The sequence below is a fragment of the Sulfitobacter sp. S190 genome (assembly GCF_025141935.1).
Taxonomy (GTDB): Bacteria; Pseudomonadota; Alphaproteobacteria; order Rhodobacterales; family Rhodobacteraceae; genus Sulfitobacter.
On the sequence record NZ_CP081120.1, the window covers coordinates 1,012,441 to 1,038,073 of the forward strand.

Sequence of the window (25,633 nt, forward strand, 5' to 3'; positions counted from 1 at the left end):
TTCTGTCGCGGCCCTAGGCTGCGGCTGCCTCATCGTCCTTGAGCGTGTGGATGGATGCCGCGAGCTTTGCCAGCTCCTTGCGCAGCGGGCTTTTGGCCGCAGACACCGCAAGCGGTTGGCCGTGGTCATTGGCCTGCGTGATCGGTTTGCCGCCATCGGGCAGCAGCAGGTCGATGGAAATATCGAGGCTCTCGGCCATGCGTTTGACGCGGCCCTTGCCGCTCAGGTCGGTGAACTTGGGTGCCCGGTTCATCGCATAGCGCAGCTTTTCGACAGGCAGCTCTTCGGATTGAAGGGCCCGCTTGAACCGCAACGCGTTTTGCGCAGACCGCATGTCCAGTTCCAACATCGCGAAATAGATATGCGCGTTGGTCAGGACAGTTTCGGACCACTGCACCAGCGTCGAGGGCATGTCGATGACCACATAATCGAACTGGTTGCGCGCCATTTCGAGCACGCGCTGCACGTCCTCGGCGGTCACCAAATCCAGCGGCAGCATTTCGGCGGGCGCGGTCAGAACCTGCAGCCTGTCTTCGTAGGTCAGCAGGGCCTGGCCGAAAATCTCCTCGTCCATGCCTTCGGTGTCCGACAGCATTTCGTACACGACCTCGCGGCGGGGCAGATCAAGGAAGGTCGAAACGGATCCGTATTGCAGATCAAGATCGATCAGGCAGACGGAGGGGTGGTTGTTCTTGCCCAGCGTGGCCAGTTCCCACGCCAGATTGACCGCGACCGTTGTTGCCCCTGTTCCTCCGGCAAGCCCGTGCACGACGATCACTGCACCGTCCTTCTGGGCGCCGGCCTTGAGCTGTGGACCACTGTCCGCGGCGGCCTGCGGCACGGGGTCGGGTTCGCGGATGCGCTCGATCGCTTGCGCCAGCTCGCCTTCGGGAAGGGGGTAGGGCACGAATTCATCGGCGCCCCCCCGCAGCAACGAATGCAGCGCGGTCGGCGTTACATCTTCTGCGATCAGGATTACGCTGATGTCGCGGCGCTTTGCGGCGGCGATAATCTCGGCCATGAGCGGCAGATCGTCTTCGTCATCCTCATCAATGGCGAGGGCGATGAATTCCATGTGCTTGGCTTCGGGTTGGTTGAAGAAAGCAAGTGCTTCACTGAAGCCCAGATCGCCCCAGCTTTCGCCCAACGCGGTTTCCATGTCCTCGATCAGCAGATCGAAGTTCTGCACATCCCGGCTTACGGTGCAGGCGAGAATCTCGGCCTGTGTCGGTTCTGGCATCGTGCTGCTCATACACTCGGTTCCCTTGTTTCAAAGGGCAAGCGGCGCGGCGGATCAGAATGGATCGCATCGGCCGGATCGCCCCCGTCCGACTCGTTTTGCCGGACAGAATTATCCCTTGGGAAAGAGGTATCGCCGACATTTGGGGCGAGATTGGGGCTGAATTGCTTCGATTGTTGGGTATCGTGAAACGATAGCGGGGCAAACAAGCGGATTGGTCAGGCGTGACCGCCGAAACCGCCGGGTAGGGGCCCTATTCGTGAACAAAGCCGCGCAAATGGCGGCTTTGATCAAAGGTCACTGGCGGGTGGTTAGCGTGTTTCGCCAACGGATCCGACGGTTGTTGTCGTCAATGTGGTCTGCGATACGGCGCTCGCAACATAGTCGCGATAAATGATCTGCGCGTACTTTCCGTCCAGCACCGTGGGGTGCCGTTTCACGAAGCCGCTGACCTCCGTTACCGTCCGGCGGTTGCGTCGCTCGCGCCCCTGGGTGACGACAAGGGGTTGGGTTTCGCCAAAGGAAACAACAGCTTCGAGCCGGTGGCGGCCAATGCCCTGAGTGCTCAGGAAGTGGACGACCGCGCGGGCGCGTTGCAAACCCAGACGCTTGTTATAGCGGTTCGAGCCGACCTTGTCGGTATGGCCGTATACCCGGAAGCGGACTTCGGGGAACTGACGGATCCAGCTCGCCTGCTTGCGCAAAATGGCCTGTGCGCGCGCATCAAGACGCGCTGAATTGAAGGCAAAATTGACAGTGCTGTCGATTTCGGAGGCAAAACGGTTGGCCAGATCGAAGGTGTACTGGCGCTCACCAGTCATGATCAGCTTGTTGTTCAGCGTTGCATCGCCAAACGCGCCGGTATCGACGATTGCGCCCGCTTCGGAATGGAACTGGGTAAAGACGGCATCCTCACTCGGCGCGCAGGCAGAGAGGCCAAAAGCGGTCAAGGCGCCGAGTGCGCTAAGCTTATATGCGATCGAGCTTTGCATTGTCTTAATCCAGTACGTAGCCATAAGAGCCGGTAAAGTCTTGTTTTGCAACCTCTCCAGCCGCGCCTTTGCTTGGCGTGCGGGTGCCGGCGGCAGTGCGTCCGAACAGGAACAAGTCCTTTTCGGTTGGCGGTTTGATCCGGTCCGTCGGCAGCGCAAGCGCGTCGCCACGGGTCGGGGTGACCAGATGAGCGGTCGTGATGATCACCAATTCCGTCTGGCTGCGCTGGTATTCAGCGCTGCGGAACAGTGCGCCCAGCACCGGCACGTCGCCAATCCAGGGAAGTTGCGATGAATTGTCTGTAAAATCATCTTCCAGCAAACCCGCGATGGCAAAGCTTTCACCGTCGCGCATTTCAACCGTTGTCGATGTTTCGCGCCGCGAGAAGGCCGCCACGTTGAACCCACCGTCAAGTGTGACACCGTTGGCCGCATCAATGGCCGATACGGCGGCCTTGAGCTCGAGGTTGATCAGATCCTTGTCCACGACGCGTGGGATGAAGGACAGCTCGACACCGAAAGGTTTGAATTGAATGGAAATTCGACCATCGCCCTGCGCCACGGGGATAGGATATTCCCCCCCGGCGAGGAATTTGGCCTCTTGGCCCGAAAGGGCGACAAGATTGGGTTCGGCAAGGAAGCGAACGACGCCTTTTTGCTCGAGCGCTTCAAGCAGGATGCCGACCTGTGTGGACCCTGCGTTGAAACCAAACAGAATTGCGCCTGTGTTTGTGTTGGATTCGGGCAGTCCGCCGCCAAGTGCCGCGCCGTTGATGCCCTCGGTGACGAGTGTACCGGTGCCGCTGCGCACGCCCAGATCGCTGCCGATCCCGCCCGACAACGAGAGAGACGAGCTGAGCGATTTCGATACGCTGCGCTGCATTTCCGCGAAACGGACCTTGAGCATGACCTGCTGAACGCCCCCGACGCTCATCAGGTTTGACACACGTTCGGGCGCGTAGCGCTGCGCCAGATCGAGCGCACGCTGCAATTTCTGGCTGGACGAGACGACACCGGACATGACGATCCCGTCATTCGCGGTGCGCACTTCGATCTTTTCGCCGGGGAGAATTTGCCGCAGGCGTTCCTTGAACTCCGAAATATCTGGCGCAACCTGCACATCGACATTCGTGATCAGGCGACCGGAAGGGTCAAGCAAGGTCAGTGTCGTACGTCCGGGGGATTTGCCCAGAACATACATGGTGCGGTCGGACAGGGCGGAGATGTCCGCAATGCCGGGGTTCGCGATGGTTAGTTCCGCAAAAGGCACATCGCTTTCGACAACCACGGCGCGGTTCATGGGAACGCTCAAATTTGAACTTGTTCCCTTTTTCACTACGCGCAGATTGTCAGCGGCAACTGCAGTGGGAACTGCGGCTGTCATTGCGGATACGCTCAAGCTCAGCCCCAATAGGGCTGCTGTCATAAATCTATCGATTTTCATGTGACCTGCCTTTTTGATCACGCCTCAGAGTAGGGTCTTATTGCCCGTCGTTCCGGTCACCCTGCGGCAGTTTGTGTTTTTTTGCAAGAATCAATGCGTTCCGCGATTGAATGCATGTGGATAAATGGCAACAGAGCGCAAACGCAAAACGCCGCCCGGAGAGGGGCGGCGCGCAATTTATTGTTGTTATGTATTAGTTTGTACAGGGTATCGGCAATTCCACAACCTCCGCGCCCTTGCGGGTTCGGATCGTGCAGACACGCTCTTTTTCGGCAACGGGGGCGGCCACTTCGGCCTCGATGCCCAAGAGCGAGCGTTGGTTTACCTGCACCGCGGAGGCGATCGTATCGTCACCGGCACCGACCAGCGACAGCGACAGACGACCGGTGGACTGGGCCTGCGCCAATGCGCCGACCTGGTTGGGATTGACGGCGACTGTCACCGTGCGGGCGATTGTCGCGCCGTCGACTTCACCGGCGCTCTGGTCCACCGCGATGAGCTTGACGCCCGCTTCGATCAGCTTGGTCACCTCGCCGGCCTCGTTGCCACGGCCTGTGCGGCCGGTCCAGTAAACGTCGACACGGTCACCGGGGCGCAAAAAGCCCGACACGCCGCTCGATACGTCGACCTTGATGGCAAAGGCCCGCATGCCGCGCTCCAGGCGCGATGTGATGCCGGCGTCCTCACCCGGTGCGGTCACTTTTACTGCAAGCAATGCTTCGTCTTTTTCGATGGGGCGCAAGATCACGCGCAATTCTTCGGTTGTCGGCGGAAAAATCTCTTCTTCGGTCTTGAACGCACCTTCGGGAATGGCCGTCACCGGGAAATCAACTGCGCGCACGTCCTCTGCCGCCAGCCGGTCACCGTATTTCAAAGCCCGTGTGGCCACATAGACGGTTTCGGTCGGCACGATCTTCTGTCTGGCCATCTCGGCGCGGTTGAGCGCGGCCTGATATTGCCCGATCTGGCCCTTGGCAAGATACACCGCACCACCCGCGAGGGCGATGCCAACCAATAGAACCAAGCCAAATACCATACGCATTCTTGTATTCCTTTTCTGCTCTGGGGTCCTTTTTCACGGCCCCGTTTTTCACCTTGCTCGGATGATACGGTCGAAATGCGGCATTGATGTGCGGGCAAGGCGGCATTCACATGACTTTCACCCGTCGGGACAGGCGGTCAGTCAAACTGACAAAAACCCACACGGGGATGGGGTTTCGTCTTCGTAATATGCAGGAAAATCAGTGCAGATCTTCGATGTCGGTTGTCGACAGGTATACGCCGACCCGGTCGCCCACGCTTTTGCTGCCTGATTGGATCGAGGCAAAAGAAACGATGGCGATGCCACAAATGGCGGCCGTCAGAACGACCCAATCGACCGTGACTGCGCCGGATTCTTCGCGGAAAAAATTACTCAGTTTCATATGCAGCTCAATTCTTAAGGAAATGTTCCGATGTGATCAGGTCACGCCCGGCCACAAAAAAGGGGTCGCGTGCTGCGATACAGAACGCGACCCCCAATTTCAGACGACGCCCGGATTAAGGAGTAGGCGCGCCGATGTCACCGATGGTCTGCTGACCCAGGAAGGTCGAAGTAGCAGCTGTCATGCCGGTCGCGCCGGATTCGATGGATGTGTAGGCTGCGATCGCCAGGCCAACAACGGCGGCTGTCAGAACAACCCAGTCAACTGTAACGGCGCCAGATTCGTCATCGCGGAAGTTTTTGATAAAGTTCATCATGTTTCGTCCCTCCAAAGGATCAGTAGATATTTCAGTTTCAACCTTGCTTCGCTTGTTGACCCGCTCTCATTCAGGCCAGCTCGACTTGGTATGACGCTATATAGACGGATGATTGGGGCATGAATTTGACCGCAAATATGGTAATTGACCTCTCATTAGGAAATTCGCCGGATTTTTTGGTAACCCCCTGTTTTTGTTGGCGTTAAAAGATAAACTTTATCTGAAAAGAGCGGCAACAGGCGTGCGCTTGTGGCAATTATGGCAAATTCGCCATGTTTATGTGCCGGGTTTGCTGGATCGGAGGGGGTATTTCGTGCGAAAAACCTCTCAACGAGCAGATAAAAACAAACAAACAGCAGGCATTCCATGCGTCCGAACCGATTTTTGGCGCTGACATGCGTCGTCAGTGCAGTTGTCGCGCTTTCCTCCGCGCGGGCCGAAACGCCCGCGCCCGCATTCCCGTCCTTCAGTTCCAAAAGCGTGAAGCCCCCCAAGCGTGGCAAAACGGCCAAGGCCATTCCGCAGATTGCCCCCGACCAGGGGTTCTGGAACGATGGCCAGACACAGGCGCCCACACCCGCGGTGGTGGCTCAGCCCTCGGGAACGATCAAGAGACCCGCGGCGGGCCAATATGACTGGTTCTGGGCCAGTGTATCGCCGGACGCCGCACAGGCTGGCCCCGGCAGATTGCAAAAAGCGATCACCACATTGCGCACCGCAACATCGAAAGTGCCCGCACCGCGGCTGCAGCACATGCAGAATATCGCGCAGGTGCATGGCATCGATATCCTGAAATCAACCATCGGCACCAAAGTATCGCCCGCGTTGGCGCTTGCCGTCATTTCGGTCGAATCCTCGGGCAAGGAAGACGCGGTCAGTTCGGCGGGTGCCCAAGGGTTGATGCAGCTCATGCCCGCCACGGCGGACCGCTTTGGCGTAACAGACAGTCTCCAGCCGCAACAGAACATCGCGGGTGGGGTGAAATACCTCGACTGGCTGATGGGCGAGTTTGGCGATGACCCTATTTTGGTGCTGGCGGGGTATAATGCGGGCGAAGGATCGGTGCGCAAACATGCAGGCGTGCCGCCATTTGCGGAAACGCGCGACTACGTGCCCAAGGTGCTCGCCGCGTTTCAGGTCGCCAAGGGGCTATGCAAAACGCCGCCCGAGCTGATCTCGGACGGCTGTGTTTTTGTGAAGATGCAGTAAGGTCAGACGTTGAAGGCGTCGGCCCACTCGGGATGCTTGCGGCGCATCGCGTTGACGAAGGGGCACAACGGCACGATGCGGAAGCCTTCGGCGCGCGCATCCGCGACGAGCCGTTCCACCAGCATCAGGCCCGCCCCCGTACCCTTCAGCGTCTCGGGCACGTCCGTGTGGTCCGCGATCACCTGCGTCTCACCAAGTTTGGAATACGTCAGTTCGGCTTCCTGCCCCTGCAGGTGCAGAACGTAGCGCCCTTTGGAGCCTTCGACCTCGCGGGTGATGTCGGGGTCAGACAATGGTCGCCTCCGTCGCGGCGCGCAGTTCGTCTTCGGTCACCCCGTCGGCGCATTGCACGATTCGCAAACCGCCATCGACCACATCCAGAACGCCCAGATTGGTAATGATCCGGTCCACCACCCCTTTACCGGTCAGGGGAAGGGTGCATTCCTTCAGCAATTTGCTGTCGCCGTGTTTGTTGGTGTGGTCCATCACCACGATGACACGGCCCACACCGGCAACCAGATCCATCGCGCCGCCCATGCCTTTGACCAGCTTGCCGGGGATCATCCAGTTGGCCAGATCGCCGTTTTCGGCCACTTCCATCGCGCCCAGAATCGCCGCCGCGATCTTGCCGCCGCGGATCATGCCAAAGCTGGTCGCGCTGTCGAAATAGGCGGTGCGGTTCAATTCGGTGATGGTTTGTTTGCCCGCGTTGATCAGATCAGCGTCCTCTTCCCCCTCGAAGGGGAAGGGGCCCATGCCCAGCATGCCATTTTCCGACTGAAGGGTGATGTCCTTGTCACCGACGTAGTTGGCAACGAGCGTGGGGATGCCGATGCCGAGGTTTACATACATGCCGTCTTCGAGTTCTTCGGCGGCCCGTGCCGCCATCTGGTTACGGTCCCAAGGCATTATGCGCCCTCCTTCTGACGGATTGTACGCTGTTCGATGCGTTTTTCGTGATCGCCCTGAATGATGCGGTGCACATAGATGCCGGGCAGATGGATGGTATCGGGATCAAGACTGCCCGTGGGCACGATTTCTTCTACCTCGACAACACAGACCTTGCCACACATGGCCGCGGGCGGGTTGAAGTTGCGCGCGGTCTTGCGGAATACCAGATTGCCTGTCTCGTCCGCTTTCCATGCCTTCACAATGGAGAGGTCTGCAAAGATACCTTCTTCGAGGATATAGGTCTCGCCGTTGAAGTCCTTGTGCTCCTTGCCATCGGCGATCACCGTGCCGACGCCGGTCTTGGTATAAAAACCCGGGATGCCGCAGCCCGCAGCCCGCATGCGTTCGGCCAACGTGCCTTGCGGGTTGAATTCGAGCTCAAGCTCACCCGACAGGTACTGGCGCATGAACTCGGCGTTTTCACCCACGTAAGAGCTGATCATCTTCTTGACCTGCTTTGTCTGCAGCAGGATACCGATGCCGAAATCGTCCACACCGGCGTTATTGGACGCAAACGTCAGATCCTTGGTGCCTGCATCCTTGATCGCCTGCAGCAACAATTCGGGAATGCCGCATAGGCCGAAACCGCCAGCCGCGATCAGCATGCCGTCTTCGAGTATCCCGTCGAGGGCCTCGGTGGCATTGGCATAGACTTTCTTCATCAGATGGCGCTCCCCTTGTCTGCGAATGGTTGGGGGAGTTGTGACGCGGCGTCAGAGCGGTGTCAATGAATTGCCGCGCCGCAGCATGGGCTGGCGGCGCGGCATAGGGTCAGATGATGCGCACCTGCGTGCCGACCGGCGCCATCGCAAACAGTTCCTCGACCATGTGGTTGTACAGACCGATACAGCCCGACGACGACTGGCGCCCGATCTTGCGGGTGTCGTGGGTGCCGTGGATCAGATACGCGGGCCAGCTGAGGTACATCGCGTGAGTGCCCAGCGGGTTGCCGGGGCCGGGGGGCATGTATTCCAGGGTCGGGTCTTCCTTGAGCATGTTGGGCGTCGGCGTCCAGTCCGGCCCGACACGTTTGCGCACGATTTCGGTGTACCCGCGTTTGGTCAGCTCATCCGTCCGCGGAACCGAAGTGGGATAGACCTTGTAGGTCTCGCCATCACCACTCCAGAAGTGCAGCGCGCGGCTGGTGGTGTCCGCCACGATCGCGGCGATGCCGAGCCCGTCAAAGTGGTCCTGCCAGTTCTGTGGCACAAAGCTCATCGTGTTGCGCCGGTGCAGCGGGGCGGCGGCAGGTACATCCTGCGCCCGCGCCACGGCAGGCACAGCCAAAGCGGCCCCCGACACGGCAATCAGCCTACGACGTGAAAACCTCTGCTCGGTCATATCTTTGCTCCTGTCTTTTTGCAGTCTGTCCGCCACATAACACCTGCCGCGCGGGGTTAAAGGGCGCGCGCAAAGGACTGACGCGAAAGTGAGGAGCGTCGATCGTCCGGTTCAGTCCTCTTTTTCTGCCGCTTTCTTGGCGGGGGCTTTTTTGGCCGCGGTCTTCTTTGTGGCTGTTTTCTTGGCTGCGGGCTTTTTCTTTGCCGCCGCTTTCTTTTTCGGGGCGGGCTTCTTCTTGCCGGATTTGGCCGCGCGCTCGTCAAGCAGCACAACCGCCTGCGCCATCGTGATCTCTTCGGGCTCGACCGTGTCGGGGATCGTCGCGTTCAGCTTTTCCCACTTCACGTAGGGCCCGTATTTGCCCTTCATCACGTTGACGGGGCCGCCGGCTTCGGGATGCTCGCCCAATTCGCGCAGGGGGGCTGCGGCCTTGCCGCGGTTGCCACGGCTGGCGATCTTTTCGGCCAGAAGCTGCACCGCGCGGTTCATGCCGACGGTCCAGACTTCGTCGATGCCCTCGAGGTTGGCATTGGTGCCGCCCCTGTCGGACGTGCTCGCCGCGTGTTTGAGATAGGGGCCGTAACGGCCGATATTGGCCCAGACCATCACCCCGTCCTCGGGGTGGGGGCCCACCTCACGCGGCAACGACAGCAGCATGACCGCGCGTTCCAGCTCCAGCTCCTCGGGCGCCCAATCCTTGGGGATCGACTGGCGCGGGGGCTTCTTGTTCTCTTCGGTGACGGCGCCGCGCTGGACATAGGGGCCGAAGCGGCCTTTGAACACGCGGATTTCGTCGCCCATGTCCTCGCCCAGCAGCTTGCCTTCGGGCGGAATGGCAGACGCTTCGGCTTCCGGGTCGGGCGGGCCGAAAGGGCGCGTATAGCGGCATTCGGGATAGTTGGAGCACCCGATGAACGCGCCGCCAGACCGCGCGGTGCGCATCGACAACCGGCCCGCGCCGCAGTTGGGACACAGGCGCGGATCGCTGCCGTCTTCCGTGGGCGGGAAGAGATGCGGCTCCAGCACATCGTTGATCTTTTCGAGCACCTCTGTGATGCGCAGTTCTGATGTCTCGGCGATGGCGGCAGAGAAATCGCGCCAGAACCGCTCAAGCACCGTCTTGTACTCCGCGTCACCTGCCGACACTTTGTCCAGCTGGTCTTCGAGATCGGCGGTAAAGTCATAGCCGATATACCGGCGGAAGTAGTTTTCGAGAAAGGCGGTGACCAGCCGGCCCTTGTCCTCGGGGATCAGCCGCTGGCCCTCGCGGCGCACATAGCCGCGGTCCTGGATGGTGGTCACGATACTGGCATAGGTTGACGGGCGCCCGATGCCCAGTTCTTCCATCCGTTTGACCAGTGTCGCTTCGGTATAACGCGGCGGGGGCTGCGTGAAATGCTGCTCCGGCGTGACGCTGCGCTTGTCGGCCTTGTCCCCTTGGGTGATCTGAGGCAGGCGCTTGTCATCGTCGTCGACCACGTCGTCGCGGCCTTCTTCATAGACCTTCAGAAAACCGTCAAACAGCACGACCTGACCGGTGGCGCGCAACGCGACCTGCCCGTCGGCAGAGCCGATTTCGGCAGTGGTACGTTCCAGACGGGCGTTTTCCATCTGGCAGGCCAGGGTGCGTTTCCAGATCAGATCGTAAAGTTTGCGCTGATCCCCATCCATCAGTTTGAGCGCATCGGCGTCCTTGGCCATGTCGGTGGGGCGGACGCATTCGTGGGCTTCCTGCGCGTTCTTGGCCTTGTTCTTGTAGACACGCGGTTTGTCGGGGACGTATTTCGCGCCGTAGCGGTCCTGGATCGCGTCACGCGCCATCTGCACGGCTTCCGGCGCCATATCGATGCCGTCTGTCCGCATATAGGTAATGTGGCCCGCTTCGTACAAACGCTGCGCCGTGGACATTGTCTGTCGCGCGCCCATGCCGAATTTGCGGCTGGCCTCTTGCTGCAGAGTCGATGTCATGAAGGGGGCGGAGGGGTTGCGCGCGCTTGGCTTGGCCTCGACGCTCGTGATGCTCAGATCGCGGCTGTCGATTGCCTGAACGGCCATTTCGGCCTGCGTGTCATTGGCCAGATCGAATTTATCGAGCTTCTTGCCCGCCAGCGTGGTCAGGCGCGCCTCGTATTCCTGACCCGACGGTGTGGCAAGCAGCGCCTTGACGGTCCAGTACTCGCGGTTGCGGAACGCTTCGATTTCCATCTCGCGCTCGGTGATCAGCCGCAGGGTCACCGATTGTACCCGTCCCGCCGATTTGGCCCCGGGCAATTTGCGCCACAGCACAGGCGACAGGTTGAACCCCACCAGATAATCCAATGCGCGGCGGGCGAGGTAGGCCTCGACCAGTGGCATGTCGACCTGACGGGGGTTCTTCATGGCCTCGGTGACGGCGGACTTGGTGATCGCGTTAAAGACCACCCGGCTGACGGGTGTGTCTTTCTTGATCGACTTGCGCTTGGTCAATGCCTCTTGCAGGTGCCAGCTGATCGCCTCACCTTCGCGGTCAGGGTCGGTCGCGAGGATCAGTTCGTTGTCGTCTTTCAGCGCGTCGGCGATGGCCTTGACGTGTTTCTTGCTGTCGCTGCCGATCTCCCACAGCATGTCGAAATCGTTTTCCGTATCGACCGATCCGTCCTTGGGCGGCAGATCACGCACGTGCCCGTAGGATGCCAGTACGGTGAAGTTGTCGCCGAGATATTTGTTGATCGTCTTGGCCTTGGCGGGGGATTCGACAACGACTACTGGCATACAAATTCAGTCCTTAAAGGAGTGCGGTTGGGTGCGTCTATGGCGTTTGTCATGTGGGATGCAAGGGGGCTTTGTCAACGCAAGGCCCTTCACAACAGCGACGAGCCCGGCGCGTGGCAGGGCCATCCATGCAGCGCCGGCGCGGCGCTACGGCGTCAGACAGAGCGCGACAGCAGACCACCCGCGCTGCGGGTAATTTGCCCGTCGAGTTCCAGATCGATCAGCACCGGCGTGACACTTGCCGGTGCCGCGCGCAGATCGCGGATCAGCTGATCCTCGGCGATGGGAGAGGGCCCCAGCCGCGACAGAATGGTTTTGTGCAGTTTTGCCGCCTCCCGCAGGGCGCTGCCGCGCTTCTTGGGGGCGGAGCGCGTCTGGGGTGTCGGCGGCAAGGGCAGCTTGGGGGCGTTGCCGTCCACAGGGGTCAGCATATCGATGACGTCTGATGCATTTCGGATAAGCGTGGCGCCATCGCGGATGAGCATGTTGCAGCCCGATGCGCGCGCGTCGAACGGATGGCCCGGCACCGCCAACACATCGCGGCCCTGATCGACAGCGTCACGGGCGGTGATAAGGCTGCCGGATTTGGCCGCCGCCTCGACGACAAGCGTCGCCTGCGACAGCCCTGCAATGATGCGGTTGCGGGCCGGAAAATGCCGCGCGATCGGATTGAGACCCATGGGCTGTTCGCTCACTCGCAGACCGTTCTGCCCGATGTCGCGGGCAAGGGCGGCGTTTTCTGCGGGATATAGGATATCGACACCGCCCGCCTGAACGGCCAGCGTGCCGTGGGGCAGGGCGGCCGCGTGCGCTGCGGCGTCAATGCCCCGCGCGAGGCCAGACACCACCACATAGCCTGCCTTTGACAGATCCTGCGCCAGCGTGCGGGCCATGCGCAGCCCCAAAGACGACGCATTGCGCGCGCCGACCAGAGAAATCATCGGACGTGTCAGGATGTCGGTATCGCCCACGACCCACATGAAGGGTGGTGCGTCCTCACGCTCGGCCAGCAGGGCGGGATATAGGGCATCCCCGCGTTCCACCAGTCGCGCACCGGCGGCGCGGGCCGCCTGCAATTCGGCGCGGATGACACCTTCGGGGCATGCTTCGTAGGATGAAACGCCCGCAGCGCGCGCCACCTGTGGCAGCGCGGCCAGCGCGTTCTGCGCAGTGCCGTGTTCGGCCATCAACCTGTTGTAGGTTGCAACGCCGACCCGGCGCGAGCGCAACAGACGAAGACGGGCAAACTGTTCGTCTTCCGAGGGGGGTGGGAGTGGGGGGTGAGTGGAAGAAGGAGTGTAGTCCCTGTCAGTCATCCCGATCCTCGTCCGTTGCTGGAATCAGGTATAGGTCGGAGTGGTTAACAGGGGATGAACGGTTTGCGTTGGACTTTCGTTAAACGTGTGCCGCTTTGTCGATAATCGCATGTGTCACGCGGCCGATCCCCCCACCGTCAGACCGCCGATCATGAGCGTCGGCTGTCCCACACCAACAGGAACCCACTGGCCCTGCTTGCCGCAATTGCCCATGCCGGGGTCAAGTGCGGGATCATTGCCGATCGCGCGTATCTGCCTGAGCGCGGTCGCACCGTCACCGATCAGGGTCGCCCCCTTCACCGGCGCGCCGACGACGCCATTTTGCACGCGGTAGGCTTCGGTGCAGCTGAAGACAAACTTGCCGTTGGTAATGTCCACCTGACCGCCGCCGAAGCCCACGGCATATATGCCGTCCTTGAGGTCTGCGACGATGTCGCCGGGCGCCGTGTCGCCGCCCAGCATGTAGGTGTTGGTCATCCGCGGCATCGGTATATGCGCAAAGCTCTGCCGGCGCCCGTTTCCGGTGGTTTCGACCCCCATCAGGCGCGCATTCTGGCGGTCCTGCATGTAGCCCACCAGCTTGCCGTCCTCGATCAGGACGTTTTTCGCCGATGGAGTGCCTTCGTCATCCACGGAAATGGACCCACGTCTGTCGGGGATGGTGCCATCGTCGAGCACGGTGACCCCGCGCGCGGCAATCTGTTGCCCCATCAGACCGGCAAAGGCGCTCGATCCCTTGCGGTTGAAATCGCCTTCCAATCCGTGACCGATCGCCTCGTGCAGCAGGATACCGGGCCAGCCGGGGCCGAGCACAACGTCCATCACACCGGCAGGCGCGGGTTCGGCCGACAGGTTCACGATCGCGATCCTCAGTGCCTCGCGGGCCTTGGCCTGCCAGTCGTCGCGGGCCAGCAGACCGTCAAGACCGATGCGTCCGCCGCCACCCGCGCTGCCGCTCTCGCGGCGCCCGTCCTGCTCGACGATCACGGAGACGTTGACCCGCGTCATGGGCCGGACGTCCCTGACCGACATGCCTTCGGGCCGCAGTATTTCGATCTCCTGCAAAGAGGCCGCGATAGAGGCGCTGACCTGTACGACACGCGGATCCAGACCGCGGCAGAAGTCGTCGATCTCGCGCAGGGTGTCGACCTTGACGGGGAACGCGGCACCGGCAATCGGGTCTGCATCCGTATAGAGCTTCTTGTTGGTGCCTTCGGGCGCATCGGCCCATGTGCCGCCCCCGTCGCCCACGGCCAGCCGCGCCGTTTCGCTGGCGCGGCGCAGGGCCGCCTCGGAAATCTCGGTGGAATGGGCATAGCCCGCGACTTCGCCGCGCACGGCGCGCAGCCCAAAGCCCTCGGCGGCATCGTAGCTTGCGGTCTTGAGCCGTCCGTCGTCAAACATCAGCCCTTCCGAGCGTCGGCGCTCGAAAAACAGCTCTCCGTCGTCGGCACCGGCGACCGCATCGCGCAAAGTGCGCAGGGCCGTATCGCGGTCGAGCAGCGTGTCGAAAGGCGAAAAAGGGGCCTCGGCCATGGGGAACTCCTGTTTTCCGGGGGATTGCGTCAATTCGCGTCTATCTGACGCAAGCATAAGTCTTTCTTTCGCTCACAGAATATGATTGTAAGGCGCCAGATTTCAACGCCGCAGCCGCCCTGCGCCGCGTTTTAGCCATCTAGGGTCAAGAAGATCAGGACAACGACATGAAAAAGCTTACCGCACTTTCCGGCCTCTTCGCCGGTTTCACCAGCCTGCCAGCCTTGGCACAAAACGTGGATCCTCAAGGTCTTGAGGTCATTGGCCGGCCGACGAACGGTGAGATGGGCTTTCAGCCCGGCGTGACCGAACTGGCGACCGATCTGCAATGGCTCGATGGCATGATTCTCGTGATCATCACGCTGATCACATTGTTCGTGACCGCGCTGCTGGTGTGGGTGACCATCCGCTACAACCGCAAGCGCAACCCCAACCCCGCGACTTTCACACACCACACACCTGTGGAAATCGCGTGGACCATCGTGCCGATCCTGATCCTTGTCGGCATTGGGGCATGGTCGCTGCCGATCCTGTTCCGCCAGCAGGAAATTCCGCAGGCGGACGTGACGGTCAAGACGATCGGCAACCAGTGGTACTGGTCCTACGAATACGTTGACGAAGGGTTCGGCTTTGACAGCTACATGATCGGCGCGCCAGCGACCGGCGGCAACAACATCAAAACGCCAGAAGTGATCGCGCAACTCGAAGAGGCCGGCTATTCCGAGGACGAATGGCTGCTCGCAACCGACACCGCGATGGTTGTTCCCGTCGATGCGACCGTTGTGGTGCAGGTGACCGGCTCCGACGTGATCCACTCCTGGACCATCCCCGCCTTTGGCGTGAAGCAGGACGCCGTCCCGGGTCGTCTGGCCGAGCTTTGGTTCAAGGCCGATAAGGAAGGCGTCTATTTCGGGCAGTGCTCGGAGCTCTGCGGTCAGGCCCACGCCTATATGCCGATCACGGTCAAGGTCGTCTCTCAGGAAGAATACGAGGCATGGCTGAGCCGCGCGAAAGAGGAATACGCCGGTATTCCGCAGCCTTTGCGCATCGCTTCGGCTGACTGAACGTACTGCGGTGGGGCACAGACCCCACCCGACCCCGACGCCGCTCTGACCTGTGCGGCGTCAAGCTTTTCATTGATCTGACACCGGATACTGCCATGACAGATATGACCGATACACACACTTACGAAGGCGAGGCACAGTTGGGCGACTATTATGCCCTGCTCAAGCCCCGTGTGATGCAGCTTGTGGTTTTCACAGCGCTTGTGGGGATGCTGGCCGCGCCTGTGTCGGTCAACCCTGTCGTGGGCTTTGCATCGATCCTGTTTCTGGCCATCGGGGCAGGGGCATCCGGTGCGCTGAACATGTGGTGGGATGCGGACATTGACGCGGTGATGAAGCGGACCGCGCAGCGCCCGATTCCCGCGGGCAAGGTCACGCCCGAAGCCGCACTGGCACTTGGCTGTGCCCTGTCTGGCATGGCGGTGATGATGCTGTCGCTGTCGGCAAACCTGCTGGCCGGTGCAATGCTGGCCTTCACGATCTTTTTCTACGTCGTGCCCTATTCGATGTGGCTCAAACGCTCCACGCCGCAGAACATCGTGATCGGTGGCGCGGCGGGTGCGTTCCCCCCGGTGATCGGCTGGCTGATCGCAACCGGCAGCTTCGCGCTGGAGCCATGGTTGATGTTTGCCCTGATCTTCATGTGGACACCGCCGCATTTCTGGGCGCTGGCCCTGTTCATGCGCAACGATTACGACGATGCAAACGTGCCGATGCTGACTGTCACCCACGGGCGCCGCAGCACGCGAAACCATATTCTGGGCTACACTGTGGCGTTGGTCGTTCTGGCGGTGGGCACGGCGTTCACTGCGATCGGGGGCTGGATCTATCTGGCGACGGCGCTCGTGCTGAACGCGCTGTTCCTCAAGGGTGCCTGGGACATCCAGCACCGCAACGAGGACGACAGCGAAGCGGACAATTTTGCGGTTGAGCGCAAGTTCTTCCGCCTGTCGCTTTGGTACCTGTTCCTGCACTTTGGTGCGATTCTTGCCGAAGCGACGCTGAAACCATTCGGATTGGGAGGCTGGTAAACCTATGGCGATCAAAGCTGAACATGAAATTCACAACCGTCGGCGCGGACTGAACGTTGGCGTGGGCCTGATGCTGGCCGGATTTGTCGGGCTCATCATGGTGCTCACCTTCGTCAAAATCACGTCGAGTGACTTTCAGATCCCCGCGAGCCAGGCCAACGGCGTCGGTCAACAGGTGCAATCGGAGGAGGGCAACTGATGGCACTCTCCGGTCCTCAGAAAACAGTGTTCCAGACCGTCGGTGTCGTTGTGCTGATGGGCGGGCTGGCGTGGGCATCGGTGCCGTTCTACGACTGGTTCTGCCGGGTCACCGGATTTGGCGGCGTGACGGGTGTTTCGGACGTGGCCCCCGACGACGTGCTGGACCAGACTGTCACCGTGCGCTTTGACGGCTCTCTTAACAACAATATGGCGTGGGAATTCAAACCCGTGGTGCGCGAGATGGAAGTGCGGATCGGTGAAACCGGTCTGGCCTTCTACGAAGCCTACAACCCCACCGACAAACCCATCGCGGGTCAGGCATCCTACAATGTGACGCCCTATCAGGCCGGTGCATTTTTCGAAAAGATCGCCTGCTTTTGCTTTGAAGAACAGGTGCTGGCACCCGGCGAGCGTGTCGAGATGCCCGTCAGCTTCTTTGTCGACCCCGAAATGGTCGACGATCGTGAGGGTCAGTATATACATACCATCACGCTATCCTATACATTCTACGAAATTGACCTGCCCGAGGGGTACGCCGCTCTTGACGCAGAACAATCAACTGACCTGAACTAAGAAAAAAGGTAAGGGACACCACAGCCATGGCCCATGCAAAGAACCACGACTATCATATTCTCAACCCCTCAATCTGGCCCCTGCTGAGCGCGCTCTTCGCCTTTGTCATGCTGGCCGGTGGCGTGCTTTGGATGCATGGCATCACGCCGTTCGTGTTCCTCGCGGGCCTCGTCGGCACGCTGTACACCATGTTTGCGTGGTGGTCCGAAGTCGTCGAGGAATCGAAGATCGGCGACCATACACCCGTGGTCCGCATCGGCCTGCGCTATGGCTTCATCCTGTTCATCATGTCCGAAGTGATGTTCTTTGCCGCCTGGTTCTGGAGCTTCTTCAAACACGCGCTCTACCCGATGGAAGACTACGTGGGCACCGAATACGTCGCGCCGTTTATCTACCCCGTCGATGCCTTCCACCTGCCGCTGATCAACACGCTGATCCTGCTGTTGTCGGGCTGTGCCGTGACATGGGCGCACCACGCGCTGGTGCATGGCAACAACCGCGCCGATCTTAAGAACGGTTTGTTGATCGCCGTCGTTCTGGGTGTGCTGTTCACCTGCCTGCAGGCCTATGAGTACGAGCATCTGCTGCACGAAGGCTGGGAATTCGGTGTCGATGAATTCTACTCCAACTTCTTCATGGCGACCGGCTTCCACGGCTTCCACGTCATCATCGGGACACTGTTCTTGCTGGTGTGCTGGTTCCGCGCGCGTGCGGGCCACTTCTCGCCCGAACGCCACGTGGGCTTTGAAGCGGCGGCATGGTACTGGCACTTCGTTGACGTTGTCTGGCTGTTCCTTTTCTTCGCCGTCTATGTCTGGGGTATCCCGGGCTGATAGGCCGATCGGGGTTGCATGATACGCCCTGATCTTTAGAACCCAAAAACGCGCGTGGCACTCCGCCGCGCGCGTTTTCCATTCCAAAGCCTGTGGAGCGTTTCATGCGCGGCACTCTTTATCTCTTGATCGTTGGGCTGGGTGGTTTGGCCATTCTGTTATGGCTGGGCTTCTGGCAGGTGCAGCGGCTGGACGAAAAGCTGGGCATCATCGCGGACATCGATGCCCGGATCGCCGCCGAACCGGGGCCATTGCCCGCCAACCCGGGCGCGGAGGCGGACAGCTATCTGCCGGTCAGCGTCACGGGAAGCTTTGGCGAAGGGTACCTGCGGGTGCTTGTCAGCCAGAAAGACATCGGCGCCGGATACCGGATCATATCACCCTTCACGACTGATGAGGGGCGCACGATCATGGTGGACCGCGGGTTCGTGCCCGTCGCCCGCGAGGATATTCCGGCCCCTGCCGAAGACGTCACGCTGAGCGGCAATCTGCAGTGGCCCCGCGAGATCGACAGCTTCACACCCGAACCCGACCTGACCGACAACACGTGGTTCGCGCGTGATGTACCTGCCATGGCCGCGGCGCTGACGACCGAACCGATCCTGCTGGTCGCGCGTGACACATCGTTTTCGGATTTACCGGTGGTGCCATTGCCCGTTGACACAAGCGCCATTCCGAACGACCACCTGCAATACGCAATCACGTGGTTTTCGCTGGCCGCCATCTGGGCCGCGATGACCGTTGCCTTCATCCTGCGCCTGCGGCGCACCCCCAAGACCTGAGAAAGCAAAGACATGCGCTATATCTCCACCCGTGGCTCCGCCCCGTCGCTCAGTTTTGAAGAGGCGATGCTCACGGGGTTGGCCCGTGACGGTGGGCTTTATGTGCCCGAAACGATCCCGACGCTCGATGCCGACCAGATCGCCGCGATGGCGGGCCAAAGCTACGAGGACGTCGCCTTTACGGTGATGCGGCCCTTTATCGGCGACACGTTCACCGACACGGAATTCCGCGACCTGATCGCCAAGGCCTACGCGGGCTTCGGCCATGACGCGCGCGCGCCACTGGTGCAACTGGCGCCCAACCACTTCCTGCTCGAGCTGTTTCACGGCCCCACGCTGGCGTTCAAGGATTTCGCCATGCAGCTCATCGGCCAGATGTTCCAGCTTGCACTTGGGCGCAAAGGCGAGCGGGTGACCATCGTGGGGGCGACGTCCGGCGATACCGGATCTGCCGCGATCGAGGCGTTTCGGGGGCTCGACAACGTCGATGTGGTGATCCTCTATCCGCACGGGCGGGTCAGTGATGTGCAGCGCCGGCAGATGACCACACCGACCGAATCCAACGTCCACGCGCTGGCACTCGACGGGGATTTCGACGACTGTCAGGCGCGCCTCAAAGACATGTTCAACGATTTCGAATTCCGCGATGGGGTACGCCTCGCCGGGGTCAATTCGATCAACTGGGGCCGGGTGCTGGCGCAGGTCGTGTATTATTTCTCTTCCGCAGTCAGCCTTGGTGCTCCGCAGCGACCGGTCAGCTTTACCGTGCCGACCGGCAACTTCGGCGACATCTTTGCCGGCTACATCGCCAAACGGATGGGCCTGCCTGTCGATCAGCTGGTGGTGGCGACCAACCAGAACGACATCCTGCACCGCTGCCTGTCGGGGCAGGGGTACCATAAGGATGGCGTGACACCCTCTATCAGCCCCTCGATGGATATTCAGGTCAGCTCCAACTTCGAGCGCGCCCTGTTTGATGCCTACGACCGCGAAGGCGGAGCCGTGGCGCAGCTGATGGACGAGCTTGCGGCGGGCGGATTTGACGTCAGTCAGGGCGCCATGCAGTCGCTCTCCGATATTTACGGGTCGGGCCGCGCGTCCGAACAGGAAACCAGCGACACCATCACCCGCACGCTGGCCCACACCGGCGAGCTTTTGTGCCCCCATTCGGCCGTGGGCGTCAAAGTCGCCAATGAGCACCGCAGCGATGCGACGCCGATGATCACACTGGCCACCGCCCATCCCGCAAAATTCCCTGACGCGGTCGAGGCAGCCACCGGCCAGCGCCCGCCGTTGCCCGACCGTATGGCCGATCTGTTCGACCGCGACGAACGGCTAACACAGGTGCCCAACGACCTTGAGGCGCTCAAAACCCATATCAAAGGACTGATCGCCAAGTGAGCTTGCAAACCCATCGCCTGAGCAACGGCTTTCGCATCGTCACCGAACACATGCCGGGGCTCGCTTCGGCGTCGATCGGGGTGTGGGTGTCGGCGGGTGGCCGCCATGAAACGCCCGACCAGAACGGCATCGCGCATTTTCTCGAGCATATGGCCTTCAAGGGCACGAAGAAACGCACCGCCTTGCAAATCGCCGAGGCGATCGAGGACGTGGGCGGCTATATCAATGCCTATACCTCCCGCGAGGTGACGGCCTATTATGTCCGCGTGCTCGAAAACGATGTGCCGCTGGGTCTGGACGTGATTGCGGATATTCTGCGCAATCCTGTGATGGACGATGCCGAGATCGAGGTCGAGCGCGGCGTAATCTTGCAGGAAATCGGTCAGGCGCTCGACACGCCCGATGATGTGATCTTTGACTGGCTTCAGGCGCAGGCCTATCCGGATCAGCCGATGGGCCGCACGATCCTTGGCCCCTCCGACGCGGTGTCCCGGTTCAGCCGTGCCGATCTGACGGGCTTTGTCGATCAACACTACGGCCCCGAACAGATGATCCTGTCAGCGGCAGGGGCGGTGGACCATGACGCGATCGTCAAGCTGGCCGAAGAGCTATTCGGCGACATGCCACCCAAGACAAGCAGCGTGATCCTGCCCGGCGTGTTTTCGGGGGGCGAGCACAGGCAGGCCAAAGATCTTGAGCAGGCGCATTTCGCCCTTGGCTTTGAATCGCCGGGTTACCGCGCCGACGATATCTATGTCGCGCAAATATACGCCTCGGCTCTCGGTGGCGGCATGTCGAGCCGCCTTTTTCAGGAAGTGCGCGAAAACCGCGGCCTGTGCTACACCATATTTGCGCAGGCAGGTGCCTATGCCGACACTGGCATGATGACCGTCTATGCCGGGACATCGGGTGAGCAATTGCCCGAACTTGCGCAGATCACGATTGACGAGATGAAACGCGCGGCCACGGATATGTCGCCCGCCGAAGTCGCCCGCGCGCGCGCCCAGATGAAGGCGGGCCTGCTGATGGGGCTGGAAAGCCCGTCGAACCGCGCAGAGCGTCTGGCGCGGTTGATCCAGATCTGGGACCGCATTCCGCCGCTCGAGGAAACGATTGCACAAATCGACGCCGTGACCACGGGCGATGTGCGTGATTTCGCCCAGCGTATGGCCGCCGATGCGCCGATGGCCATGGCGCTTTACGGACCGGTCGATGCGGCGCCCACACTCGACGCATTGCGCGACCGGCGCGCGGCCTGATGCTACTGGCGCGGCGCAAATTGCGGCTGGAGACGGAGCGCATGACCCTGCGCCCGCCGATCCATTCCGATTTCCGCGCCTGGTCCGCCCTGCGGGAGAATTCGGCCGCGTTCCTGACCCCGTGGGAGCCCGCATGGTCACGCGACCACCTGTCGCGCAAGGCGTTTTCGAACCGTGTCTATTGGGCCAACCGATCGATCAACGCGGGCACCGCGATGCCCCTGTTCCTGATCCGGCGCGACGACGAGGCGTTGATGGGCGCGATCACCCTCGACAATATCCGCCGCGGTCCCGCGCTTGCGGGGACATTGGGCTACTGGACGGGCGAACATTTCGCCCGCCGCGGCTACATGCGCGAGGCCATCCAGACGGTGGTGCATTACGCCTTCACCCATCTCGACCTCAGCCGCATCGAAGCGGCCTGTCTGCCGGAAAACAAACCGTCACGCGGGCTGCTCGAAAAGACGGGGTTCAAATACGAAGGTGTTGCGCAAAGCTACCTGCAGATTGACGGCCGTTGGCGGACCCACGTGCTCTACGCCTGTCTGAGGGGCGACAGGCGGGGCAAGACGGGCCCGCAATAGACGTCCTAGAATTTCAGGAAATGCTTTTTGATCAGCTTGCGCTTGAGCGATGAGCTTTTGTGGCTCCGGCGCTCTTTGTGCACTTTGCTGCGGTGGCGGTCGGCGCGGTGGCTGCGGTGGCCGTGGCCCTTGTGCGCACGGTGATTTCCGTGGTGCGCCTTGTGATCATCACGCTGGTGGAAGCTGAACTGGATATTGGCACCCTGATCGAAATAGGTGACGGTACCGGCCTGTACCGGAGTGGTGATGTAAAGGGCGGCCAGAAGGGCGGCTCCGGTGGTAGCGATAAGTGTGCGTTTCATTGTCGTCTCCTTGGGTTTCGTTGTTCTGCAACCGAACTGGGAAGACGGGGCGGTCCGTTCAAATGAACCGACAGTGAGCCGCGCGTGACGTTACAGTGCCAAAGCTGCGTGGCTTGCCGCAAAATAGGGCGATTGCGCTGACACATTGTTCACGAAAACGCCCTGACACACGTTCGCGTGCCGTATTGTTGCAAGGTATTTTGGAATTGAACGGCGTGGTGCTAGGCTGCGTTGCATGTTGATCCGCCTGTTTGCCGCCCTCGTCGTGCTTGCCACCCCTTTGTCTGCACAAACGCGGACGCCCAGCCATTGTATCGCGCTGGCCGATGCTATCCCCGGTGGCGCATACGTCCAGCCCGCCAGCCTGCCGCAGGTCGCGCAGGAAACAGTGATGCTGCACTATATCAGCCATGCAAGTTTCCTGATCCGCAGCCACGGCGGGTTGAACATGGTCACCGACTACACCGGCTTTACCGGCAGCCTGCCCCTGATCCCGGATGTGGTCACCATGAACCACGCCCATGACACCCACTGGACCGCCTTTCCCGATCCGGCGATCCCGCATGTGCTGCCGGGGTGGGGGGAGACGCATGGCGCAGGCATCGACCACCGGGTCGATCTGGGCGAAGTGCTGATCCGCAACGTCTCCACGGACATCCGGTCGCAATTCAGCGGTATCGAACCCGAAGGCAATTCGATCTTCATTTTCGAAATGGCAGGGCTGTGTATCGGGCATTTGGGGCATCTGCACCACGCGCCCGATCCGGCGCAATACGCAGCGATCGGCCGGCTTGACGTTGTGATGGCGCCTGTGGACGGTGGTTATACGCTCGATCAGGCAACGATGATTGCGGTGCTCAAGCGATTGCGGTCGCGTATCGTGATCCCGATGCACTGGTTTGCCCAATCGGCGCTGGATGATTTCCTGCTGGGCATGCGCGATGATTTCGACGTGGTTGAAACGGGCGGTCCCGCGCTGAACGTCAGCCTCGACCGTTTGCCCGCGCGCCCGACAATCATGGTGCTGCGTCCGGCGTGGCTTCGCGCGCCGTAACCCCTTGCAACTGATGCGCCCGCATTAGATCAAGGCGTATGAACATGCCTCTCACCGCCGCTGACACAGACTTTGCCAACCGGCTTGACGCCGCATTGCCCGCCGGGACCATCGGCCGGGCCGAGGCGCGTCACCTCGAAGAACCGCGGGGGCGCTATGCTGGGCAGGCGGGGCTGCTGGCGCGGCCGCGCACCGCCGAAGAGGTCGCAACGCTTGTCAAACATGCCGCAGAGGCCCGCGTGGCGGTTGTGCCCTACGGCGGGGGCACGGGGCTTGTGGGCGGTCAGGTGGCACCGGACGGGCCTGCGCCACTGATCCTGTCACTGGGGCGGATGAATGCGGTGCGCGAGGTTTACGCGGACGAAAACGTCATCGTGGCCGAAGCGGGTGTCATCCTGTCGGATGTGCAGCAGGCAGCCGCGGATGCGGGGCTGCTGTTTCCGCTCAGCCTTGCCGCGCAGGGGACGGCCCGCATCGGCGGCAATCTGGCCACAAACGCGGGCGGCACAGGGGTGCTACGCTACGGCAACGCCCGCGATCTGTGTCTGGGTCTGGAAGCGGTGTTGCCCGACGGGCAAATCTGGCACGGGCTGAGCCGACTGCGCAAGAACAACACCGGCTATGATCTGCGCCACCTGCTGATCGGCTCCGAAGGGACGCTGGGCATCATCACGGCGGCGGCCCTCAAGCTGTTCGCGCGGCCCGCCACGCGCGGCACGGCGCTGTTTCAGGTCAAAGACCCGCAGGCTGCGCTGTCACTGCTCGGCCTTGCGCGGGCGCATTTCGGGGAAATGGTCAGCGCATTCGAGCTGATGCACCGACAAGGCTTTGATTTTCTGCGTGAAACCCTGCCTAACGTGCGCTTGCCGTTCGAGGACCAACCAGAATGGTGCGTGTTGATTGAACTGGGACTGGCCGAGGGGATGAACCCCGCGTCATCGCTTGAGCGCCTGTTCGAGGCGGCCATGGAGGCCGGACTGTCGCGCGATGGCCTGATTGCCCAGTCCGAACGCGAGGCCGATGATTTCTGGGCCATTCGCGAAAACATTCCCGAAGGCAACCGGCGCATCGGGTCCGTGTCGAGCCACGATATTTCGGTGCCACTGGGCGCGATTCCCGAATTTATCACACGCGGCGCCGAAACGATCGCCGGGCTGGGCGATTTCCGCATCAACTGCTTCGGCCACGTGGGCGACGGGAACCTGCACTACAACGTCTTTCCGCAGCCCGGTCGCAGCCGTGCGGACCACGAAAACCAGCGCGACGCGATCAAGCGGGCAGTGCACGATCTGGTGCATGCGCTGGGTGGCTCTGTCAGTGCCGAACACGGGGTGGGGCGGCTCAAGGTCGATGACCTTGAACGCTACAGTGATCCCGCGAAGATGAGTGCCATGCGCGCGATCAAGGCGGCCCTTGATCCGCACGGCATCATGAACCCCGGCGCGGTGCTGCGCGCGCCGTAGTCAGGCGCCGTCGAAGGCGCAGAGCGCCTGCACGTCCATGCCCAGCCCCTCGAGGCGCTTGCGCCCTCCGAGTTCCGGCAAGTCGATGATAAAGCTGGTGGAAATGATCTCTGCACCGAGCTTTTCGAGCAGCTTGATCCCCGCCTCGGCGGTGCCGCCTGTGGCCAGCAGATCGTCGACAACCAGCACTTTTTCACCGGGCTGGATCGCGTCGTCGTGGATTTCCATGGTCGCTTCGCCATACTCCAGCTTGTAGTCCTGCTGCAGCGTCTTGCCGGGCAATTTGCCCTTTTTGCGGATCGGGACGAAGCCGATGCTGAGCTGGTGCGCGATGGCGCCCCCCATGATGAAGCCGCGCGCCTCGAGCCCGACAACCTTGTCGATGCGCAGTCCGGCATAGGGGTGTAGCATCTGGTCGATGGCCATGCGGAACCCCCGCGGATCGGCGAACAGCGTGGTCACATCGCGGAACATGATGCCCTCGTGCGGGAAGTCGGGGATCGTGCGGATGTAGTCCTTGACGGTGGTCATCTGGGGCGTCCTTTCGGGGATCAGCTGCGGGCCAC

28 protein-coding genes are annotated in these 25,633 nt (G+C 61.3%); 12 read left to right on the forward strand and 16 right to left on the reverse strand.

Annotated elements, in window-relative coordinates:
• Nucleotides 1-13: 13 nt before the first annotated feature.
• From K3756_RS05290 to K3756_RS05320, 7 genes are all read right to left on the reverse strand, one after another.
• On the reverse strand, nt 14-1,252 hold the full coding sequence (locus tag K3756_RS05290) for an AAA family ATPase (protein WP_259991625.1): 1,239 nt from the start codon (nt 1,250-1,252) through the stop codon (nt 14-16).
• A 299-nt stretch (nt 1,253-1,551) separates the two neighbouring features.
• Nucleotides 1,552-2,232, reverse strand: a complete 681-nt coding sequence (locus K3756_RS05295) for an OmpA family protein (RefSeq protein ID WP_259993490.1) — start codon at nt 2,230-2,232, stop codon at nt 1,552-1,554.
• Between the two features lie 4 nt (nt 2,233-2,236).
• Nucleotides 2,237-3,676: a type II and III secretion system protein family protein gene (locus K3756_RS05300; protein ID WP_259991627.1), complete on the reverse strand. Its 1,440-nt coding sequence runs from the start codon at nt 3,674-3,676 to the stop codon at nt 2,237-2,239.
• A 193-nt stretch (nt 3,677-3,869) separates the two neighbouring features.
• Nucleotides 3,870-4,718: a Flp pilus assembly protein CpaB gene (cpaB, locus tag K3756_RS05305; protein ID WP_259991629.1), complete on the reverse strand. Its 849-nt coding sequence runs from the start codon at nt 4,716-4,718 to the stop codon at nt 3,870-3,872.
• Nucleotides 4,719-4,917: 199 nt separating this feature from the next.
• Nucleotides 4,918-5,100: a hypothetical protein gene (locus tag K3756_RS05310; protein WP_259991631.1), complete on the reverse strand. Its 183-nt coding sequence runs from the start codon at nt 5,098-5,100 to the stop codon at nt 4,918-4,920.
• A 115-nt stretch (nt 5,101-5,215) separates the two neighbouring features.
• Nucleotides 5,216-5,416, reverse strand: a complete 201-nt coding sequence (locus K3756_RS05315; RefSeq protein ID WP_259991633.1) for a Flp family type IVb pilin — start codon at nt 5,414-5,416, stop codon at nt 5,216-5,218.
• A gap of 155 nt (nt 5,417-5,571) precedes the next feature.
• Nucleotides 5,572-5,892, reverse strand: coding sequence for a hypothetical protein (locus K3756_RS05320; RefSeq protein WP_259993617.1), 321 nt, complete (start codon nt 5,890-5,892; stop codon nt 5,572-5,574).
• On the opposite strand from K3756_RS05320, the gene K3756_RS05325 reads away from it, so the two are divergent.
• Nucleotides 5,783-6,625, forward strand: a complete 843-nt coding sequence (locus K3756_RS05325) for a lytic transglycosylase domain-containing protein (protein WP_259991635.1) — start codon at nt 5,783-5,785, stop codon at nt 6,623-6,625. The two genes, K3756_RS05320 and K3756_RS05325, sit on opposite strands and share 110 nt — an antisense overlap.
• Nucleotides 6,626-6,627: 2 nt before the next feature.
• Here K3756_RS05325 and K3756_RS05330 read toward each other — a convergent pair whose 3' ends face one another.
• The 7 genes from K3756_RS05330 to tldD form a co-directional block, all read right to left on the reverse strand.
• Nucleotides 6,628-6,918 (reverse strand): GNAT family N-acetyltransferase, encoded by a 291-nt coding sequence (locus K3756_RS05330; RefSeq protein ID WP_259991637.1) that lies wholly within the window; start codon nt 6,916-6,918, stop codon nt 6,628-6,630.
• Nucleotides 6,911-7,534 carry a 3-oxoacid CoA-transferase subunit B gene (locus tag K3756_RS05335; RefSeq protein WP_259991638.1) on the reverse strand — a complete coding sequence of 208 codons (624 nt, stop codon included), beginning with the start codon at nt 7,532-7,534 and terminating at the stop codon, nt 6,911-6,913. The genes K3756_RS05330 and K3756_RS05335 overlap by 8 nt, the downstream gene beginning before the upstream one ends.
• Nucleotides 7,534-8,238, reverse strand: a complete 705-nt coding sequence (locus K3756_RS05340; protein WP_259991640.1) for a CoA transferase subunit A — start codon at nt 8,236-8,238, stop codon at nt 7,534-7,536. The genes K3756_RS05335 and K3756_RS05340 overlap by 1 nt, the downstream gene beginning before the upstream one ends.
• Nucleotides 8,239-8,347: 109 nt before the next feature.
• Nucleotides 8,348-8,917, reverse strand: coding sequence for a L,D-transpeptidase (locus tag K3756_RS05345; protein ID WP_259991642.1), 570 nt, complete (start codon nt 8,915-8,917; stop codon nt 8,348-8,350).
• Between the two features lie 111 nt (nt 8,918-9,028).
• Entirely contained in the window at nt 9,029-11,668 is a 2,640-nt protein-coding gene (gene topA, locus K3756_RS05350) for a type I DNA topoisomerase (protein ID WP_259991643.1), read from the reverse strand.
• A gap of 155 nt (nt 11,669-11,823) precedes the next feature.
• Nucleotides 11,824-12,984, reverse strand: a complete 1,161-nt coding sequence (dprA, locus tag K3756_RS05355) for a DNA-processing protein DprA (protein WP_259991645.1) — start codon at nt 12,982-12,984, stop codon at nt 11,824-11,826.
• Between the two features lie 114 nt (nt 12,985-13,098).
• A complete protein-coding gene (gene tldD / locus K3756_RS05360) occupies nt 13,099-14,520 on the reverse strand; it encodes a metalloprotease TldD (protein ID WP_259991647.1) in 1,422 nt (473 codons plus the stop codon).
• Nucleotides 14,521-14,687: 167 nt separating this feature from the next.
• Between tldD and coxB the strand changes: the two genes are divergently transcribed.
• From coxB to K3756_RS05405, 9 genes are all read left to right on the forward strand, one after another.
• Nucleotides 14,688-15,584: a cytochrome c oxidase subunit II gene (gene coxB, locus K3756_RS05365; protein ID WP_259991649.1), complete on the forward strand. Its 897-nt coding sequence runs from the start codon at nt 14,688-14,690 to the stop codon at nt 15,582-15,584.
• Between the two features lie 95 nt (nt 15,585-15,679).
• Nucleotides 15,680-16,615, forward strand: coding sequence for a heme o synthase (gene cyoE / locus K3756_RS05370; protein WP_259991651.1), 936 nt, complete (start codon nt 15,680-15,682; stop codon nt 16,613-16,615).
• A 4-nt stretch (nt 16,616-16,619) separates the two neighbouring features.
• Entirely contained in the window at nt 16,620-16,814 is a 195-nt protein-coding gene (locus K3756_RS05375) for a cytochrome C oxidase assembly protein (RefSeq protein ID WP_259991653.1), read from the forward strand.
• Nucleotides 16,814-17,389: a cytochrome c oxidase assembly protein gene (locus K3756_RS05380; protein ID WP_259991655.1), complete on the forward strand. Its 576-nt coding sequence runs from the start codon at nt 16,814-16,816 to the stop codon at nt 17,387-17,389. The genes K3756_RS05375 and K3756_RS05380 overlap by 1 nt, the downstream gene beginning before the upstream one ends.
• A gap of 26 nt (nt 17,390-17,415) precedes the next feature.
• A complete protein-coding gene (locus tag K3756_RS05385; RefSeq protein WP_259991657.1) occupies nt 17,416-18,222 on the forward strand; it encodes a cytochrome c oxidase subunit 3 in 807 nt (268 codons plus the stop codon).
• 104 nt (nt 18,223-18,326) lie between these two features.
• Entirely contained in the window at nt 18,327-19,004 is a 678-nt protein-coding gene (locus K3756_RS05390; protein WP_259991659.1) for an SURF1 family protein, read from the forward strand.
• A 12-nt stretch (nt 19,005-19,016) separates the two neighbouring features.
• Nucleotides 19,017-20,405, forward strand: coding sequence for a threonine synthase (gene thrC / locus K3756_RS05395; RefSeq protein WP_259991661.1), 1,389 nt, complete (start codon nt 19,017-19,019; stop codon nt 20,403-20,405).
• Entirely contained in the window at nt 20,402-21,664 is a 1,263-nt protein-coding gene (locus K3756_RS05400) for a pitrilysin family protein (protein WP_259991663.1), read from the forward strand. Before thrC ends, K3756_RS05400 begins: the two co-directional genes overlap by 4 nt.
• On the forward strand, nt 21,664-22,248 hold the full coding sequence (locus K3756_RS05405; RefSeq protein WP_259991665.1) for a GNAT family N-acetyltransferase: 585 nt from the start codon (nt 21,664-21,666) through the stop codon (nt 22,246-22,248). The genes K3756_RS05400 and K3756_RS05405 overlap by 1 nt, the downstream gene beginning before the upstream one ends.
• 5 nt (nt 22,249-22,253) lie before the next feature.
• Here the strand turns inward: K3756_RS05405 and K3756_RS05410 are convergent, their stop codons facing one another.
• Nucleotides 22,254-22,550: a hypothetical protein gene (locus K3756_RS05410; RefSeq protein WP_259991667.1), complete on the reverse strand. Its 297-nt coding sequence runs from the start codon at nt 22,548-22,550 to the stop codon at nt 22,254-22,256.
• 235 nt (nt 22,551-22,785) lie between these two features.
• Between K3756_RS05410 and K3756_RS05415 the strand changes: the two genes are divergently transcribed.
• Nucleotides 22,786-23,604 carry an MBL fold metallo-hydrolase gene (locus tag K3756_RS05415; protein ID WP_259991669.1) on the forward strand — a complete coding sequence of 273 codons (819 nt, stop codon included), beginning with the start codon at nt 22,786-22,788 and terminating at the stop codon, nt 23,602-23,604.
• A 44-nt stretch (nt 23,605-23,648) separates the two neighbouring features.
• Nucleotides 23,649-25,067 (forward strand): FAD-binding oxidoreductase, encoded by a 1,419-nt coding sequence (locus K3756_RS05420; protein ID WP_259991671.1) that lies wholly within the window; start codon nt 23,649-23,651, stop codon nt 25,065-25,067.
• Here the strand turns inward: K3756_RS05420 and K3756_RS05425 are convergent, their stop codons facing one another.
• Complete coding sequence (locus tag K3756_RS05425) at nt 25,068-25,598, reverse strand: adenine phosphoribosyltransferase (protein ID WP_259991673.1); 531 nt, start codon at nt 25,596-25,598, stop codon at nt 25,068-25,070.
• Between the last annotated feature and the right edge of the window lie 35 nt (nt 25,599-25,633).